Origin of the sequence: Streptomyces sp. Isolate_45 (assembly GCF_024721315.2) — a bacterium.
Lineage (GTDB): Bacteria > Actinomycetota > Actinomycetes > Streptomycetales > Streptomycetaceae > Streptomyces.
This window is the reverse complement of the sequence record NZ_JANFAK020000035.1, coordinates 21630-37041: the sequence shown is the minus strand read 5'-3', so window position 1 is coordinate 37041 and position 15412 is coordinate 21630. Positions and strand designations below refer to the sequence as shown.

The window sequence follows — 15412 nt, the reverse complement described above, 5'->3', positions numbered from 1 at the left end:
CCGGGTGGACCCGCCCGCAGCCCCTTCCGTACCTGCGTCGCCGCAGGTCAGCGTGGTGGCGACGGAGCTCCCGGAAACGGTCCGGGGCCTTCGCGTCCACCAAGGAGATGACCTGTCATGCGTACGTGGAGCACCGCACGCGTCACCGCACTCGCCGCCACCGTCCTGGCCGCCACCGCCTTCGTCCCGGGGACGACCGCCCGCGCACACGCCGCCGGCCCGCCGCCGTACGCGGCCTGCGCCACGGGGCAGCTGTGCCTGTGGGCCAAACCGGACTTCAAGGGAACCCGGCAGAGCCACGAACTCAGCACCATGGACATCAACAGCTGCACCGCCCTGCCCGCGGGCACCACCGCCCAGTCCCTCGTCAACCGGACCGGCCGCCCCGTGACCACCTACCAGTCGGCCGAGTGCGCCGAGACCGGCGAGTTCCAGACCTACCCGGGCGACGGCGTCCTGCTGCCGCAGTCGCCCTACCAGGTACGGGCGTTCAAGGTCTGGGAACGGTAGGCCCGGCCGGCACCGCGGCACCCTCCGGCGTCCGGGACGGCGGTACGTCACCCCCGCCGGCCGGGGCGGCCGGGGCGGCCGGCGGGGCCGGCGCGTACGGGCCCAGCCTGGCGACCTCGGCGCGCAGCGCCCGTACCTCGTCCTGGAGTTCGCGCACGGCCGCCAGCTGGAGCCGCTCCACCTGGTCGTCGCGCTCGAAGCGGGCGATGAACCAGGCGGCGATGTTGGCGGTCACCACACCGAGCAGGGCGATCCCCGACAGCATCAGCCCCACGGCCAGCACCCGGCCGAGACCGGTGGTGGGGGAGTGGTCGCCGTAGCCCACCGTCGTCATGGTGGTGAAGGACCACCACACCGCGTCGCCCAGGTTCTTGATGTTGCCCTCGGGGGCGTCCCGCTCCACGCTCAGCACGGCCAGCGAACCGAACATCAGCAGGCCCACCACCGCGCCCGCCACGTACGTCGTCAGCTGGACCTGCGGCGCCATCCGCGCCCGCCGGCCCACCAACATCAGCGTCGACACCAGCCGCAGCAGCCGCAGCGGCTGGATCAGCGGCAGCAGCACCGCCGCAAGGTCGAGCCAGTGCGTCCGGACGAACGCCTTCCGGGCCGGTGACAGGCCGAGCCGCACCAGGTAGTCGAGGGCGAAGGCCGCCCACACCACCCACTCGGTGACCGTGCACAGCCGCTGCACGCGGGCCTCGGCGTCCGGGACGACGATCGGAACGGCGTACGCGACGGCGAACGCCACGGCCAGGACGAGCAGCGGGGTCTGGCTCCGCCGCTCCCACAGCAGCAGGCGGGAGGTTTCCTTCATGACGGGCATCGTAGGGACCGGGCACGACGACGGCGGCCCCCGGGGGAGTCCCCGGGGGCCGCCGCCCTCATCTCACCGACCGGCCGTCAGGCGTCGCCGCCCGCTGCGCCCGGGTCGGCGGCCGCCACGTCCAGGAGCTGGTAGCGGTCGATCGCCTGCTTCAGCACCGACCGGTCGATCTTGTTCTCCTTGGCCAGCTCGGTCAGCACCGAGAGGACCACCGACTGCGCGTCGATGTGGAAGAACCGCCGCGCCGCGCCACGGGTGTCCGCGAAGCCGAAGCCGTCCGCGCCCAGCGAGGTGTAGGGACCCGGCACCCACCGCGAGATCTGGTCCGGCACCGCGCGCATCCAGTCCGAGACCGCCACGAACGGCCCCTCGGCACCCGACAGCTTCCGCGTCACGTACGGGACGCGCTGCTCCTCCTCCGGGTGGAGCAGGTTGTGCTCCTCCACCGCGACGGCCTCGCGGCGCAGCTCGTTCCAGGAGGTCGCCGACCAGACGTCCGCCTTCACGCCCCAGTCCGCACCCAGGATCCGCTGCGCCTCCAGGGCCCACGGCACGGCCACGCCCGAGGCCATGATCTGCGCCCCGATCGTCCCGGAGGAGCCCCGCGACACCCGGTGGATGCCCTTGAGGATCCCGTCGACGTCCACGTCCGCCGGCTCCGCCGGGTGCTGGATCGGCTCGTTGTAGACCGTCAGGTAGTAGAAGACGTCCTCGCCGGGCTCGTTCGTCTCCGTCGGCCCGTACATGCGCCGCAGACCGTCCTTGACGATGTGCGCGATCTCGTAGCCGTACGCCGGGTCGTACGCCACGCAGCCCGGGTTCGTCGACGCCAGCAGCTGGGAGTGACCGTCGGCGTGCTGGAGGCCCTCACCCGTGAGGGTGGTCCGGCCGGCGGTCGCGCCGAGTACGAAACCGCGCGCCAGCTGGTCCGCCATCTGCCAGAACTGGTCACCGGTGCGCTGGAAACCGAACATCGAGTAGAAGACGTAGACCGGGATCAGCGGCTCGCCGTGCGTCGCGTACGCGGAACCCGCGGCGATCAGCGACGCCGTGCAGCCGGCCTCCGAGATGCCGTCGTGCAGCATCTGGCCGGTCGGGGACTCCTTGTACGCCAGCAGCAGCTCGCGGTCGACCGCCTCGTACTGCTGCCCCAGCGGGTTGTAGATCTTGGCGCTCGGGAAGAACGCGTCCATGCCGAAGGTGCGGTACTCGTCGGGCGCGATCAGCACGAACCGCTTGCCGATCTCCTTGTCCCGCATCAGGTCCTTCAGGATGCGGACGAAGGCCATCGTCGTGGCGATCGACTGCTGCCCGGAGCCCTTCTTGGCGGTCGCGTAGGTCTTCTCGTCCGGCAACTGGAGCGGCTTCGCGCGCACCACGCGGGTCGGCACGTAGCCGCCGTGCGCGCTGCGCTGGTCGTGCATGTACTGGATCTCCGGGGAGTTGCGGCCCGGGTGGTAGTACGGCGGTGCGCCGCCCTCCAGCTGCTTGTCGGTGACCGGGATGTGCAGCCGGTCGCGGAAGCGCTTGAGGTCGTCGACCGTCAGCTTCTTCATCTGGTGGGTGGCGTTGCGGCCCTCGAAGTTCGGGCCGAGCGTCCAGCCCTTGACCGTCTGGGCCAGGATCACCGTCGGCTGGCCCTTGTGGGCCTTGGCCGCCGCGTAGGCCGCGTAGACCTTCTTGTGGTCGTGACCGCCACGACCCAGGTGCTGGATCTGCTGGTCGCTCATGTTCTCGACCATCGCGCGCAGCCGCTGGTCGCCGCCGAAGAAGTGCTCGCGGATGTACGCGCCCGACTCCGTCGCGTACGTCTGGAACTGACCGTCCGGCGTCGAGTTCATCTTGTTGACCAGGATGCCGTCACGGTCCTGGGCCAGCAGCGGGTCCCAGGAGCGGTCCCAGATCAGCTTGATGACGTTCCAGCCGGCACCCCGGAAGATCGACTCCAGCTCCTGGATGATCTTCCCGTTGCCGCGCACCGGACCGTCGAGGCGCTGGAGGTTGCAGTTGACGACGAAGGTCAGGTTGTCCAGGCCCTCGCGGGCGGCGATGGACAGCTGGCCGAGCGACTCCGGCTCGTCCATCTCGCCGTCGCCCAGGTACGCCCACACGTGGGACTTGGAGGTGTCCGCGATCCCGCGCGCCTGCATGTACCGGTTCATCCGCGCCTGGTAGATCGCACCGAGCGGACCGAGGCCCATCGAGACGGTCGGGAACTCCCAGAAGTCCGGCATCAGCCGCGGGTGCGGGTAGCTGGACAGACCGTACGGGGCCTTCGACTTCTCCTGCCGGAACGCGTCGAGCTGCTGCTCGGAGAGCCGGTCCAGGAGGTAGGCGCGCGCGTAGATGCCCGGGGAGGCGTGGCCCTGGAAGAAGATCTGGTCGCCGCCGTCGCCCTCGTCCTTGCCCCGGAAGAAGTGGTTGAAGCCCACGTCGTAGAGGGAGGCGGAGGAGGCGAAGGTGGCGATGTGCCCGCCGACGCCGATCCCGGGACGCTGGGCGCGGGAGACCATGACGGCCGCGTTCCACCGGGTGGCGTTGAGGACCTTGCGCTCGATCTCCTCGTTGCCGGGGAAGAACGGCTCGTCCTTGGTGGCGATCGTGTTGACGTAGTCCGAGCTGCGCATCTCCGGCACGGCCACGCGCTTCTCGCGGGCCCGCTCGATCAGCCGCAGCATCAGGTAACGGGCACGCTCACGGCCCCGCTCGTCGACTGCGGCGTCCAGGGAGTCGAGCCACTCCTGCGTCTCCTCCGGATCGAAGTCCGGGACCTGACTCGGCAGGCCGCCAATGATGATCGGATTGCGATCGGATGCGGAAGCCACGCTGTTCCTTCGCTGTCGGGGGAGTCGTGCCTTGGGTCGCCGCCTCCCATGGTCTTACGCTCGACCGAAATCTTCACCTCTACCACTGGGTAACACCTGGAGCGGCGAAGGAGCGGACAAGCGGGCAGGTCCACCTCGCAACCTTACGCCCAGGTCGATCATCGGGTTCGTAAGGTCGTTCGTCCCTCAAACAGGTAGGAAAGTCCTCCTGCGATGCCGAATGAGCTGGAATGGTGTGGGATGAATCACCAGGGGCGTATGAGGGAAGCCTGAAAGTTGCGGCGAGACGGCCGCAATCGTCACCGTTTCGACGGTCTCGGCGGCCGGGTACTTGCGCGATCCGCCGCGCCCGTGTGGACTACGCCCAATGCTGCGCGTACGCGCGCCGCCGAAAGACATTCACCGAACATGAGCAGGAGGCACACCGTGAGCGCGACCGCGGACCACGCGGAGAGCCCGGTCACTCGACTTGGCTTCCAGTCCGAACAGGTGGTCCAGGAGATCGGCTACGACGACGACGTCGATCAGGATTTCCGTGACGCCGTTGAGAAGCACGTCAGTGAACTCGTCGATGAGGATTACGACGACGAGGTCGACGCCGTGATCCTCTGGTTCCGGGAAGAGGACGGTGACCTGACGGATGCGCTGGTCGATGCCATCGAACTGGTCGATGAGAACTCCGTCGTCCTGCTGCTGACCCCCAAGACGGGCCGTGACGGCTTCGTGCAGGCCAGCGACATCAGCGAGGCCGTCGAGACCGCCGGCCTGTCCCAGGCGAAGCCCGTCAAGGTGGGCGACGACTGGACCGCCGTCAAGCTGACGACCCCGAAGGCCGCCGCCAAGAAGCGCTGAGCCGAACCCCCGCAGACGAGCGGACCCGCCCCGCCGACCCGGATCACCCCGAGGTCGGCGGGGCGCGGTCGTTTTCGGGGGCGTACGCGCCCGTCCGCACGGGCCGCTCACCCCATAGGCTGACCCCCGGGACCGGCGGGCTCACCCGAACGGTCCAAAGCACACGTGCGGGAATGCAGGAATGCAGAAACGAAGGGATACGAGAGATGGCCATCGAGGTCGGCGACAAGGCTCCGGACTTCGAGCTCAAGGACAACCACGGCGCCACCGTGCGGCTCTCCGACTTCCGGGGCGAGAAGGCGGTCGTGCTGCTCTTCTACCCGTTCGCCTTCACGGGCGTCTGCACCGGCGAACTGTGCGAGCTGCGCGACCGGCTGCCCCGCTTCCAGAACGACGAGGTCCAGCTCCTCGCCGTCTCGAACGACTCCGTGCCGACCCTGAGGGTCTTCGGCGAGCAGGAGAACCTCGACTACCCCCTGCTGTCCGACTTCTGGCCGCACGGGGAGACCTCCCGCGCCTACGGGGTCTTCGACGAGGACAAGGGCTGTGCGGTCCGCGGCACCTTCATCATCGACAAGGACGGCGTCGTGCGGTGGACCGTCGTCAACGGACTGCCCGACGCCCGTGACCTGAACGAGTACATCGAGGCCCTCGACAGCCTCTGATGCCCTCGGGCAGATTCCGCACCAAAACCGTGTACGAACGGGAACCCGTCACTAGGATCAGAACGTTGATCCGGTAGCAACCGCACGACGGGGCCCCGCCCCAGACACATACCCAATGGAGGACCCGTGGGAGTCAGCCTCAGCAAGGGCGGCAACGTCTCGCTGACCAAGGCCGCGCCTAACCTGACGGCGGTCATCGTCGGTCTGGGCTGGGATGCTCGCACCACCACCGGTGTCGACTTCGACCTCGACGCCAGCGCGATCCTGACCAACGACCAGGGCAAGGTCGCCAGCGACTCGAACTTCGTGTTCTTCAACAACCTGAAGAGCCCGGACGGCTCGGTCGAGCACACCGGTGACAACACCACCGGTGAGGGCGAGGGCGACGACGAGGCCATCAAGGTCAACCTCGCCGGCGTACCCGCCGATGTCGCCAAGATCGTCTTCCCCGTCTCGATCTACGAGGCCGAGGGCCGGCAGCAGAGCTTCGGGCAGGTCCGCAACGCGTACATCCGCGTCGTGAACCAGGCCGACAACACCGAGCTCGCCCGCTACGACCTCTCCGAGGACGCCTCGACCGAGACCGCCATGGTCTTCGGTGAGCTCTACCGCAACGGCGCGGAGTGGAAGTTCCGTGCCATCGGCCAGGGTTACGCCTCGGGCCTGCGCGGCATCGCGCAGGACTTCGGCGTCAACGTCTGAGCCAACAGCAGTCAGTCAGTCCGGCGCCGTGCACTGTGTGTACGGCGCCGGACCGGCTTTGCCACCACATCACGTCGTCCGGGGAGGACCACATCATGGGCGTCACACTCGCCAAGGGGGGCAACGTATCCCTGTCCAAGGCCGCACCGAACCTGACCCGGGTTCTGGTGGGACTGGGATGGGACGCGCGCTCGACCACGGGGGCCGACTTCGACCTCGATGCCAGCGCGCTGCTGTGCAACAGCGGCCGGGTGCTCGGGGACGCGTACTTCGTCTTCTACAACAACCTCAAGAGCCCCGAGGGCTCCGTCGAACACACCGGTGACAACCTCACGGGCGAGGGCGACGGTGACGACGAGTCGATCATCATCGACCTCACCAAGGTCCCGGCGAACGTGGACAAGATCGTCTTCCCGGTGTCCATCCACGACGCGGACGCCCGCCGGCAGAGCTTCGGCCAGGTCAGCAACGCCTTCATCCGCGTGGTCAACATGGCGGACGACCAGGAGTTGGCCCGCTACGACCTGACCGAGGACGCCTCCTCCGAGACCGCGATGATCTTCGGCGAGGTCTACCGGTACGGCGGCGAATGGAAGTTCAGGGCCGTAGGGCAGGGGTACGCGTCGGGCCTGCGGGGCATCGCTCTAGACTTCGGGGTCAACGTTTCGTAAAGCCGTACAAGACGATGGGGTGCCAGTGGTTCTCAAAACCTTCGGCTGGTCGTTCGCAATCACTGCGCTCGGTCTGGTCGCAGCGGTTCTCTACGGGGGGTGGGAGGCTTTCGGGATCGTCGCGATCCTCTGCATCCTCGAGATCTCGCTGTCTTTCGACAACGCGGTGGTCAACGCCGGGATCCTGAAGAAGATGAATGCCTTCTGGCAGAAGATCTTCCTCACCATCGGCATCCTCATCGCCGTGTTCGGCATGCGGTTGGTCTTCCCCGTGGTGATCGTTGCGATCAGCGCCAAGATCGGGCCCATCGAGGCCGTCGATCTGGCCATGAACGACAAGGACATGTACCAACAGCTCGTCACCGACGCGCACCCGTCCATCGCCGCCTTCGGCGGCATGTTCCTCCTGATGATCTTCCTCGACTTCATCTTCGAGGACCGTGACATCAAGTGGCTCGCATGGCTGGAGCGTCCGCTCGCCAAGCTCGGCAAGGTCGACATGCTCTCGGCGTGCATCGCCCTGATCGTCCTGGCCGTGACCGCGATGACCTTCGGCGCCAACGCCCACCAGCACGGTGGCACGCACGTGGACAAGGCGCAGACCGTCCTCATTTCCGGCATCCTCGGCCTGATCACCTACATGGTGGTCGGCGGCCTCTCCGGCTACTTCGAGAACAAGCTGGAGGAAGAGGAGGAGGCCGAGCACGATGCGGAGGAAGAGGCCAAGAAGGCCGGCAAGCCCGTCTCGGCCGTGGCCATGGCCGGCAAGGCCGCCTTCTTCATGTTCCTCTACCTCGAAGTCCTCGACGCCTCCTTCTCCTTCGACGGGGTCATCGGCGCCTTCGCCATCACCAACGACATCGTGCTGATGGCCCTCGGCCTCGGTGTCGGTGCAATGTACGTACGTTCGCTGACGGTCTACCTGGTCCGCCAGGGCACCCTCGACGACTACGTCTACCTGGAGCACGGCGCCCACTACGCCATCGGCGCGCTGGCCGTGATCCTGCTCATCACCATCCAGTACGAGATCAACGAGTTCATCACCGGCCTCGTCGGCGTGGTGCTCATCGGTTGGTCGTTCTGGTCCTCCGTGCGCCGCAACAAGCGCCTGGAACTGGAGGAGGGTGCCGCAGCCGAGGCATGACCCCGGTGACAATGCGGAACGCTCCAGTTGCGGGGCGGCCGGTCGGGTCCACGGACCCGGCGGGCCGCCCCGCTTCCGTACGTGTGAGGGGTTCGTACTCGTGATGAAGCAGGGGGGCAGGGAACCATGGGGTTCTTCGACGGGATCAGGGGCGCGCGTGCCATGGGGTTCGATTCGGGGCACGCCTCGTCGAACGCCATCGAACTGACGAAACGACATCCGACGGTGTCGCTCACCAAGCAGCAGGCCGTCCACGGCAACCTGCGCGTCAACCTCTCCTGGCGGATGCGGACCTCCGACTTCGGTGGGCGCTCCGGACAGGGCGGGCAACTGCTGCGGCACCCGTTCAAGTTGTTCAAGCCCGACATGGTGCAGGCCCACACCCAGGGCATGGTCAACGTCGACCTCGACATGGGCTGCCTGTACGAGCTGACCGACGGCACCCGCGGCGCCGTGCAGCCGCTGGGGAACCTCCTCGGCGACCTCAACGACCCGCCGTACGTGAAGCTCAGCGGCGACGACCGGTTCGGCTCGGCCTCGGGGGAGACGCTCTACATCAACCTCGACCACGCCGAGGACATCAAGCGGCTGCTGGTCTTCGTCTACATCTACGACCAGACCCCGGCCTTCGACCGGACGCACGCCCTGGTCACCCTGTACCCGGTCACCGGGCCGAGGATCGAGATCCCGCTGGAGGAACGGCATCCGCAGGCCCGATCCTGCGCCGTCCTGTCCCTGGAGAACGTCAAGGGCGAGCTGATCGTCCGCCGTGAGGTGAAGTTCGTCTACGGGTTCCAGGCGGAGCTGGACCGCCTCTACGGCTGGGGGCTCCAGTGGGGGCGGGGCTACAAGAGCACCAAGAGCTGACGGGCCGACCGGGCCGCTCGCCGCACCGGCCGAGCCCCCCGACCCCGCGGGCGGGATCGGTGGGGCGCGGCCGGGGGCGCCGTGCGCGTCAGCGGCGGATGAACTGGGGGCCCTGCACCGGCAGCCGGAACGACGGGTCGCCGCCCGGCGTCGGCACCGGGGACACCGGCTGCGGGTACCCGTACGCGGGCTGGACCGCGGGCGGGGCCTGCGTGGGCGGTGCGGGGACCGGCGGGCGCATGGCGGCCGTCTGCTCCGCGGTGGGCCCGTGGCCCGCCGCGGAGGCTCCGGAGGCCGCCGCGGACTCCTCGGAGCCCCCCTCGGCGGCGTTCTCGTCGACGGAGATCCCGTGGTCGGTCGCCAGCCCCACCAGCCCGTCGGAGTAGCCCTCGCCGAGCGCGCGGAACTTCCAGCCGTCGCCCCTGCGGTACAGCTCGCCGCAGATCAGCGCGGTCTCGGCGCCCGTCTCCGGCCGCACGTCGAAGTGGGCCAGCGGTTCGGGGCGGGCGCCGGTCGTCGCGTCGTAGAGCAGGATCCGCAGGTCGTGGACCTTCTCGAAGGGGACGTCCTCGGCCGAGGCGACCACCAGGATCCGGTCCACCGCGGGGGTGACGGCGCGCAGGTCCACCTGGACGGCGTCGGTGAACCCGTCGCCGAGCTGCTTCTTCCCCAGCCGCCACACGGCCCCCGAGGGGTGCCGGGGCTGGTTGTAGAACACGAAGTCCTCGTCCGAGCGCACACGCCCGTCCGCGCCCACGAGCAGCGCCGAGGCGTCCACGTCCGGCACCTCGGGCCCCGTGGACCAGCGCAGCACCGCCCGGACCGCCACGGCGGCCACCGGGATGTTCGAGCCCTTCTGCATCGCGTGCGTCATGCCCGTCATCCTGCCCTCCCGGGCCCGACCGGGACAATGCGGCCCCCCGTAGGGCCTTGTACCGAACGTGCGAGCTGGGCATGGTGCAAGAGGGTTACCTGAACTTCATGTGCTTGAGGAACTCTTGACTCATATTCGTACGTACTATTACCGGCCACGCCAGTTGGGCCGCCGAGGCAGTACGGGGGAAGCACATGCGTCACTTCGGGCACATTTCGCCCAGCGTCCGGAAGGAGCTCTTCCACCAGGAGCCCGCGGAATTCACCCTGGCGTCCCCCGCCCGCACGCTGGCCGCCGCGCTCGGGGCCACCCTCTACAGCCCCGCCACCCGGCCGAACCTGGCCGCCGACATCCGCAAGCAGGCCGGCCTCGGAGTCGTCTCGATGGTCCTCTGCCTGGAGGATTCCATCAGTGACGCGGATGTAGTCGACGGCGAGGAGAACCTCGTACGGCAGTTCGCGGCGCTCGACGCCGAGGGCCCGGACGCGGCGGAACTACCGCTGCTGTTCATCCGCATCCGCACGCCCGAGCAGATCTCCGACCTCGTACGCCGCCTGGGCGGCTCGGTACGAAACCTGGCCGGATTCGTGCTTCCCAAGTTCACGGAGAGCCGTGGCACCGCCTTCCTCGATGCCGTCATCGAGGCCCAGGCCGTGGCCGGGCTGCCCCACCTGTATGCCATGCCGGTGCTGGAATCCCCGGAGCTCCTCCACCTGGAAACCCGGGTCGAGGCCCTCGCGGGCATCTCGCGCACCGTCAACCGCTACCGCGAACACGTCCTGGCCCTGCGCCTCGGCGTGACCGACTTCTGCTCCGCGTACGGCCTGCGCCGCACCCCGGACATGACCGCGTACGACGTCCAGATCGTGGCCGGCGTGATCGCCGACGTGGTCAACGTCCTCAGCCGCGCCGACGGGACCGGCTTCACCGTCACCGGCCCCGTTTGGGAGTACTTCCGCAGCCAGCAGCGCCTCTTCAAGCCGCAGCTGCGCCGCAGCCCCTTCCTGGAGGAGGGCGTGGAGGAACTGCGCACCACGCTGATAGAGCACGACCTGGACGGACTCCTGCGCGAGATCGAACTCGATCGGGCCAACGGGCTGACCGGCAAGACCTGCATCCACCCCGCGCACGTCACCCCCGTGCACGCGCTGTCGGTGGTCTCGCACGAGGAGTTCAGCGACGCCCAGGACATCCTGCGCCCCGAACGCGGAGGCGGCGGGGTGCTGCGATCGGCTTATACGAACAAAATGAACGAAGTGAAGCCCCACCGGGCCTGGGCCGAGCGCACCATGCAGCGCGCCGAGGCCTTCGGTGTGGCGAGGGAGGAGGTCGGCTTCGTCGACCTCCTCGCGGCCGGGCTCCAGGTGTGAGCCGGCCGGTGACGACGGAGTTTCCTACGGAGAAGGGCAAGACGATCGACGAGGTGTGGTCGGGAACCTGGGTCGCGGACCGGCTGGGCGTAGCCCTGGAAGCGGGCGGCGACCCGGCGCAGCCACCGCTGGACGAACTGCTCGGGCTCGCCCTGCGACGCAACCCCAAGCGCGCCCACCTGCTGGTGTCGCAGGTGCTCGGCAAGCACGTCCCGCAGTCCCCGTCGGTCGTCCACGCCGCCGGGTACGGCCTCGGCGAGCGGGTACGGGAGCTGCTCGGCGCCGAAGCGGCCGCCTCCGCGGTGGTCCTCGGTTACGCCGAGACCGCGACCGGCCTCGGGCACTGCGTCGCCGACGGCCTGGGCACCGCCCCCTACCTGCACTCCACCCGACGCCCCGTACCGGGCGTCGCGCCCGCCGGCGGCTTCGAGGAGGCGCACTCGCACGCCACCTCGCACCTGCTCCTCCCCGAGGACCCGCGACTGCTCGCCGGCAGCGGGCCCCTCGTCCTCGTCGACGACGAGTTCTCCACCGGCAACACGGTCCTGAACACCATCCGGGACCTGCACGCCCGCCACCCCCGCCGGCACTACGTGGTCGTGGCCCTCGTGGACATGCGCTCGGCCGCGGACCGCGACCGGCTGACCGATTTCGCCGCAGAGCTCGGCGCCCGCGTCGACCTGATCTCCCTGGCGGCCGGGACGGTCTCCCTCCCCGAGGGGGTCCTGGCCAAGGGGCAGGCCCTGGTCGAGCGGTACGAGAGCGCCGGGGAGGCCGCCTCGGGTGGTGCCGGTGGTGCCGGTGCTTCGGGTGGTCCCGTTCCCGCCGCCGCTCCCGTCGGGCGGGTCGCGCTCGACTGGCCCGACGGCGTCCCCGACGGCGGGCGGCACGGCTTCACCCCCGCGCACCGCGCCGCCCTGGAGGCGGCCCTGCCCGGGGTCGCCCGCCGGCTCGCCGACGCGCTGGGCGCGGAGCCCGGGCGGGTCCTCGTACTCGGCAACGAGGAGCTGATGTACGCGCCGCTGCGGCTCGCGCTGGCCCTGGAGCAGTCCGGCGCGGCGGCCGAGGTGCGGTTCTCCACCACGACCCGCTCGCCCGTGCTGGCCGTCGACGACCCCGGCTACGCCATCCGCACCCGGCTCGTCTTCCCCGCCCACGACGCCCCGGCGGACGGTCCCGGCGACCGGTACGCCTACAACGTCGCCCGCACGGACGGGACCGGCTTCGACACCGTCGTCGCCGTCGTCGACTCGGCCGGTGACACCCCCGAGCTGCGCACCGGCCTGCTCGCCGCCCTCGCCCCGCACACGGGCCGGGTCCTGCTGGCCGTCGTACCGTCGTACGTACCGCCGACCCGCGCGGTGCCGTCCCACGCGCCGTCGTCCCCTGCACAGTCGTCCCACGCACCGTCGTCCCACGCATCCGACCGGCGGGAGCCGACCATGTCCGAGCCGATCCTCCCCGAGCCGCTGCGCGGCCCGGCCTTCTCCTCGTACGCGGCGCAGGACGTCGGCTGGCTGCTGCAGGACCTCTCGGGGGTGGAGCTGGAGGCCCCCACCGAGGAGCGCGAGGAGGCCATCCAGGCGGGCGGCGCGCACTACGCCGAGTCCCTGCCGGTCGAGTACCAGCCCTCCGAGGGCTACCAGGAGCTCTACCGCAGCGCCCTGGCCGCCTCCGCGACCCGGATAGCCCGAGCGGTCGGGACCGTCACCGAGACCGTGCTCGCCGAACGCTCGCCCTCCCCGGTGCTGGTCTCCCTGGCCCGCGCCGGCACCCCCGTCGGCGTGCTGATGCGCCGCTGGGCCCAGGTCCGGCACGGCCTGGACCTGCCGCACTACGCCGTCTCCATCGTGCGCGGCCGCGGCATCGACACCAACGCCCTGCGCTGGCTGGCAGCGCACCACGACCCCGCCGACGTCGTCTTCGTGGACGGCTGGACCGGCAAGGGCGCCATCACCCGGGAACTGAAGGACGCCCTCGCCGCGTTCCCGGGCTTCGACCCGGAGATCGTCGTCCTCGCGGACCCCGGCTCCTGCGTGCGCACGTACGGCACCCGCGAGGACTTCCTGATCCCCTCGGCCTGCCTGAACTCCACCGTCTCCGGACTGGTCTCGCGTACGGTGCTGAGGTCCGACCTGGTCGGACCCGCCGACTTCCACGGCGCGAAGTTCTACCGCGAACTCGCCGGAGCCGATGTCTCCGTCGGCTTCGTCGACGCCGTCGCGGCCCGCTTCGACGCCGTCGCCGACGCCGTCGACGACGAGGTCAAGGAACTGCTCGCGGCCGACCGCACCCCCACCTGGGTGGGCTGGGCGGCAGTCGAGCGGATCAGCGAGGAGTACGGCATCCACGACGTGAACCTGGTCAAGCCCGGCGTCGGCGAGACCACGCGGGTGCTGCTGCGCCGCGTCCCGTGGAAGATCCTCGCCCAGCGCGGAGCCGGCGCCGACCTGGACCACGTACGTCTGCTCGCCGAGCAGCGCGGGGTTCCGGTCGAGGAGGTCGACGGACTGCCCTACACGTGCGTAGGACTCATCCACCCCCGATTCACGCGCGGCGCCACGGGCGCCGACGGAAAGGCCGTGTCCGCCAAGTGACTGTCCTCGTAGCCAGTGACCTCGACCGTACGCTCATCTACTCGTCGGCCGCCCTCGGCCTGACCATGCCCGACCCGGTGGCCCCGCGGCTGCTGTGCGTCGAGGTGCACGAGAGCAAGCCGCTGTCGTTCATGACGGAAACGGCGGCCGCCCTGCTGGCGGAGCTGACCGAGAACCCCGCGGCGGTCTTCGTCCCCACGACGACCCGGACCCGCAAGCAGTACCAGCGCATCCGTTTCCCCGGCCGCCCGGCCCCGTACGCGATCTGCGCCAACGGCGGCCAGCTGCTCGTGGACGGCGTCCCCGACCGGGACTGGCGGCGGGCCGTGGCCGGACGCCTCGCGCAGGAGTGCGCCCCGCTGGAGGAGGTCCACCAGCACCTCCTCGCGGTGTCGGACCCGGCGTGGCTGCGCAAGGCGCGGATCGCCGAGGACCTGTTCGCCTACCTGGTCGTCGAGCGGGCCCTGGTCCCCGAGGAATGGCTGAAGTCCCTCGCCGAGTGGGCCGAGGCGCGCGGCTGGGGGGTCTCCCTCCAGGGCCGCAAGATCTACGCCGTCCCGCGTCCCCTCACCAAGAGCGCGGCGATGGCCGAGGTCGCCCGCCGCACGGGGGCGACCACGACCCTCGCCGCGGGCGATTCCCTCCTGGACGCCGACCTGCTGCTCGCGGCGGACCGCGGCTGGCGGCCGGGACACGGTGAGCTGGCCGACGCGGGGTGGACGGCGCCGTCGGTGACCGCGCTGACGACGGCCGGTGTGCTGGCGGGTGAGGAAATCATCCGCGCGTTCGGCGGGACGGTTGCGACACTGACCGCATGACCAAGGGCAACAGCACCAAGATCACTGACGAGCTCTACCAGTACGTCCTGGCGCACAACCCCCCGCTGGACGCCGTCCAGCGGGGGCTGGTCGCCACGACCTACGAGAAGTTCCCGCAGTCGGCGGGCATGCAGTCCGCGGAGGAACAGGGGCCGCTGCTGGCCTTCCTCGTCCGGCTGACGGGCGCCCGGCACGTCGTGGAGGTGGGCACCTTCACCGGCTTCTCCGCCCTGTCCATGGCCCAGGCGCTCCCGGCCGACGGCCGCCTCATCGCCTGCGACGTGTCGGAGGAATGGACGGCGTACGGCCGGGAGGCCTGGGAGGCGGCGGGCGTCGCCGACCGCATCGACCTGCGCATCGCCCCCGCGCTCGACACGCTCCGCGCGATGCCGGAGCACGAGCACATCGACCTGGCGTACGTGGACGCGGACAAGCAGAGCCAGATCCTCTACTGGGAGGAACTCGTACCGCGGCTCCGCCCGGGCGGCCTGATCGTCACGGACAACACCCTCTTCCACGGGACCGTCCTCGACGAGTCCCCCGGGAGCCGGGGCGCGAGCGTGCACGCCTTCAACGAGCACGTCGCGGCCGACACCAGGATGGAATCCGTCCTGCTGGCGATCTCGGACGGGCTCACGCTGTCGCGCAAGCGGTAGCCGTAGCCCTAGCCGTGCTCCTGCCCTGGCCTGGC

At 69.9% G+C, this 15412-nt stretch carries 14 protein-coding genes; 11 read left to right on the top strand and 3 right to left on the bottom strand.

Going from position 1 to position 15412, the window contains the following annotated elements; translation table 11 throughout:
* Positions 1 to 117 precede the first annotated feature (117 nt).
* Positions 118 to 510 carry a peptidase inhibitor family I36 protein gene (locus NOD94_RS14255; protein ID WP_281206269.1) on the top strand — a complete coding sequence of 131 codons (393 nt, stop codon included), beginning with the start codon at positions 118 to 120 and terminating at the stop codon, positions 508 to 510.
* Here NOD94_RS14255 and NOD94_RS14250 read toward each other — a convergent pair.
* Both NOD94_RS14250 and aceE read right to left on the bottom strand, forming a co-directional pair.
* Positions 491 to 1327, bottom strand: a complete 837-nt coding sequence (locus NOD94_RS14250; protein ID WP_281206268.1) for a potassium channel family protein — start codon at positions 1325 to 1327, stop codon at positions 491 to 493. The two genes, NOD94_RS14255 and NOD94_RS14250, sit on opposite strands and share 20 nt — an antisense overlap.
* Positions 1328 to 1413: 86 nt before the next feature.
* On the bottom strand, positions 1414 to 4161 hold the full coding sequence (gene aceE / locus NOD94_RS14245) for a pyruvate dehydrogenase (acetyl-transferring), homodimeric type (RefSeq protein WP_281206267.1): 2748 nt from the start codon (positions 4159 to 4161) through the stop codon (positions 1414 to 1416).
* 426 nt (positions 4162 to 4587) lie between these two features.
* Here aceE and NOD94_RS14240 point away from each other — a divergent pair, with 426 nt between their 5' ends.
* From NOD94_RS14240 to NOD94_RS14215, 6 genes are all read left to right on the top strand, one after another.
* The gene (locus NOD94_RS14240) at positions 4588 to 5013 is read left to right on the top strand and encodes a DUF3052 domain-containing protein (RefSeq protein WP_281206266.1); all 426 of its coding nucleotides are present in this window, start codon (positions 4588 to 4590) and stop codon (positions 5011 to 5013) included.
* 206 nt (positions 5014 to 5219) lie between these two features.
* A complete protein-coding gene (locus NOD94_RS14235) occupies positions 5220 to 5678 on the top strand; it encodes a peroxiredoxin (RefSeq protein WP_281206265.1) in 459 nt (152 codons plus the stop codon).
* Positions 5679 to 5804: 126 nt separating this feature from the next.
* On the top strand, positions 5805 to 6380 hold the full coding sequence (locus NOD94_RS14230) for a TerD family protein (RefSeq protein WP_281206264.1): 576 nt from the start codon (positions 5805 to 5807) through the stop codon (positions 6378 to 6380).
* Between the two features lie 95 nt (positions 6381 to 6475).
* Entirely contained in the window at positions 6476 to 7051 is a 576-nt protein-coding gene (locus tag NOD94_RS14225) for a TerD family protein (RefSeq protein WP_281206263.1), read from the top strand.
* Between the two features lie 25 nt (positions 7052 to 7076).
* The gene (locus NOD94_RS14220; RefSeq protein WP_281206262.1) at positions 7077 to 8195 is read left to right on the top strand and encodes a DUF475 domain-containing protein; all 1119 of its coding nucleotides are present in this window, start codon (positions 7077 to 7079) and stop codon (positions 8193 to 8195) included.
* 126 nt (positions 8196 to 8321) lie between these two features.
* Positions 8322 to 9062 (top strand): Tellurium resistance, encoded by a 741-nt coding sequence (locus tag NOD94_RS14215; RefSeq protein WP_281206261.1) that lies wholly within the window; start codon positions 8322 to 8324, stop codon positions 9060 to 9062.
* 88 nt (positions 9063 to 9150) lie between these two features.
* Here the strand turns inward: NOD94_RS14215 and NOD94_RS14210 are convergent, their stop codons facing one another.
* The gene (locus NOD94_RS14210; protein WP_281206260.1) at positions 9151 to 9936 is read right to left on the bottom strand and encodes a TerD family protein; all 786 of its coding nucleotides are present in this window, start codon (positions 9934 to 9936) and stop codon (positions 9151 to 9153) included.
* Positions 9937 to 10130: 194 nt separating this feature from the next.
* Here NOD94_RS14210 and NOD94_RS14205 point away from each other — a divergent pair, with 194 nt between their 5' ends.
* From NOD94_RS14205 to NOD94_RS14190, 4 genes are read left to right on the top strand one after another with little or no spacing between them, the layout of a single operon-like run.
* Positions 10131 to 11306: an HpcH/HpaI aldolase/citrate lyase family protein gene (locus NOD94_RS14205; protein ID WP_281206259.1), complete on the top strand. Its 1176-nt coding sequence runs from the start codon at positions 10131 to 10133 to the stop codon at positions 11304 to 11306.
* An 8-nt stretch (positions 11307 to 11314) separates the two neighbouring features.
* Positions 11315 to 13903 (top strand): phosphoribosyltransferase, encoded by a 2589-nt coding sequence (locus tag NOD94_RS14200; RefSeq protein WP_281206258.1) that lies wholly within the window; start codon positions 11315 to 11317, stop codon positions 13901 to 13903.
* Positions 13900 to 14721, top strand: coding sequence for an HAD family hydrolase (locus NOD94_RS14195; protein ID WP_281206257.1), 822 nt, complete (start codon positions 13900 to 13902; stop codon positions 14719 to 14721). Before NOD94_RS14200 ends, NOD94_RS14195 begins: the two co-directional genes overlap by 4 nt.
* Complete coding sequence (locus tag NOD94_RS14190; RefSeq protein WP_281206256.1) at positions 14718 to 15377, top strand: class I SAM-dependent methyltransferase; 660 nt, start codon at positions 14718 to 14720, stop codon at positions 15375 to 15377. The genes NOD94_RS14195 and NOD94_RS14190 overlap by 4 nt, the downstream gene beginning before the upstream one ends.
* The last annotated feature ends 35 nt before the right edge of the window (positions 15378 to 15412 follow it).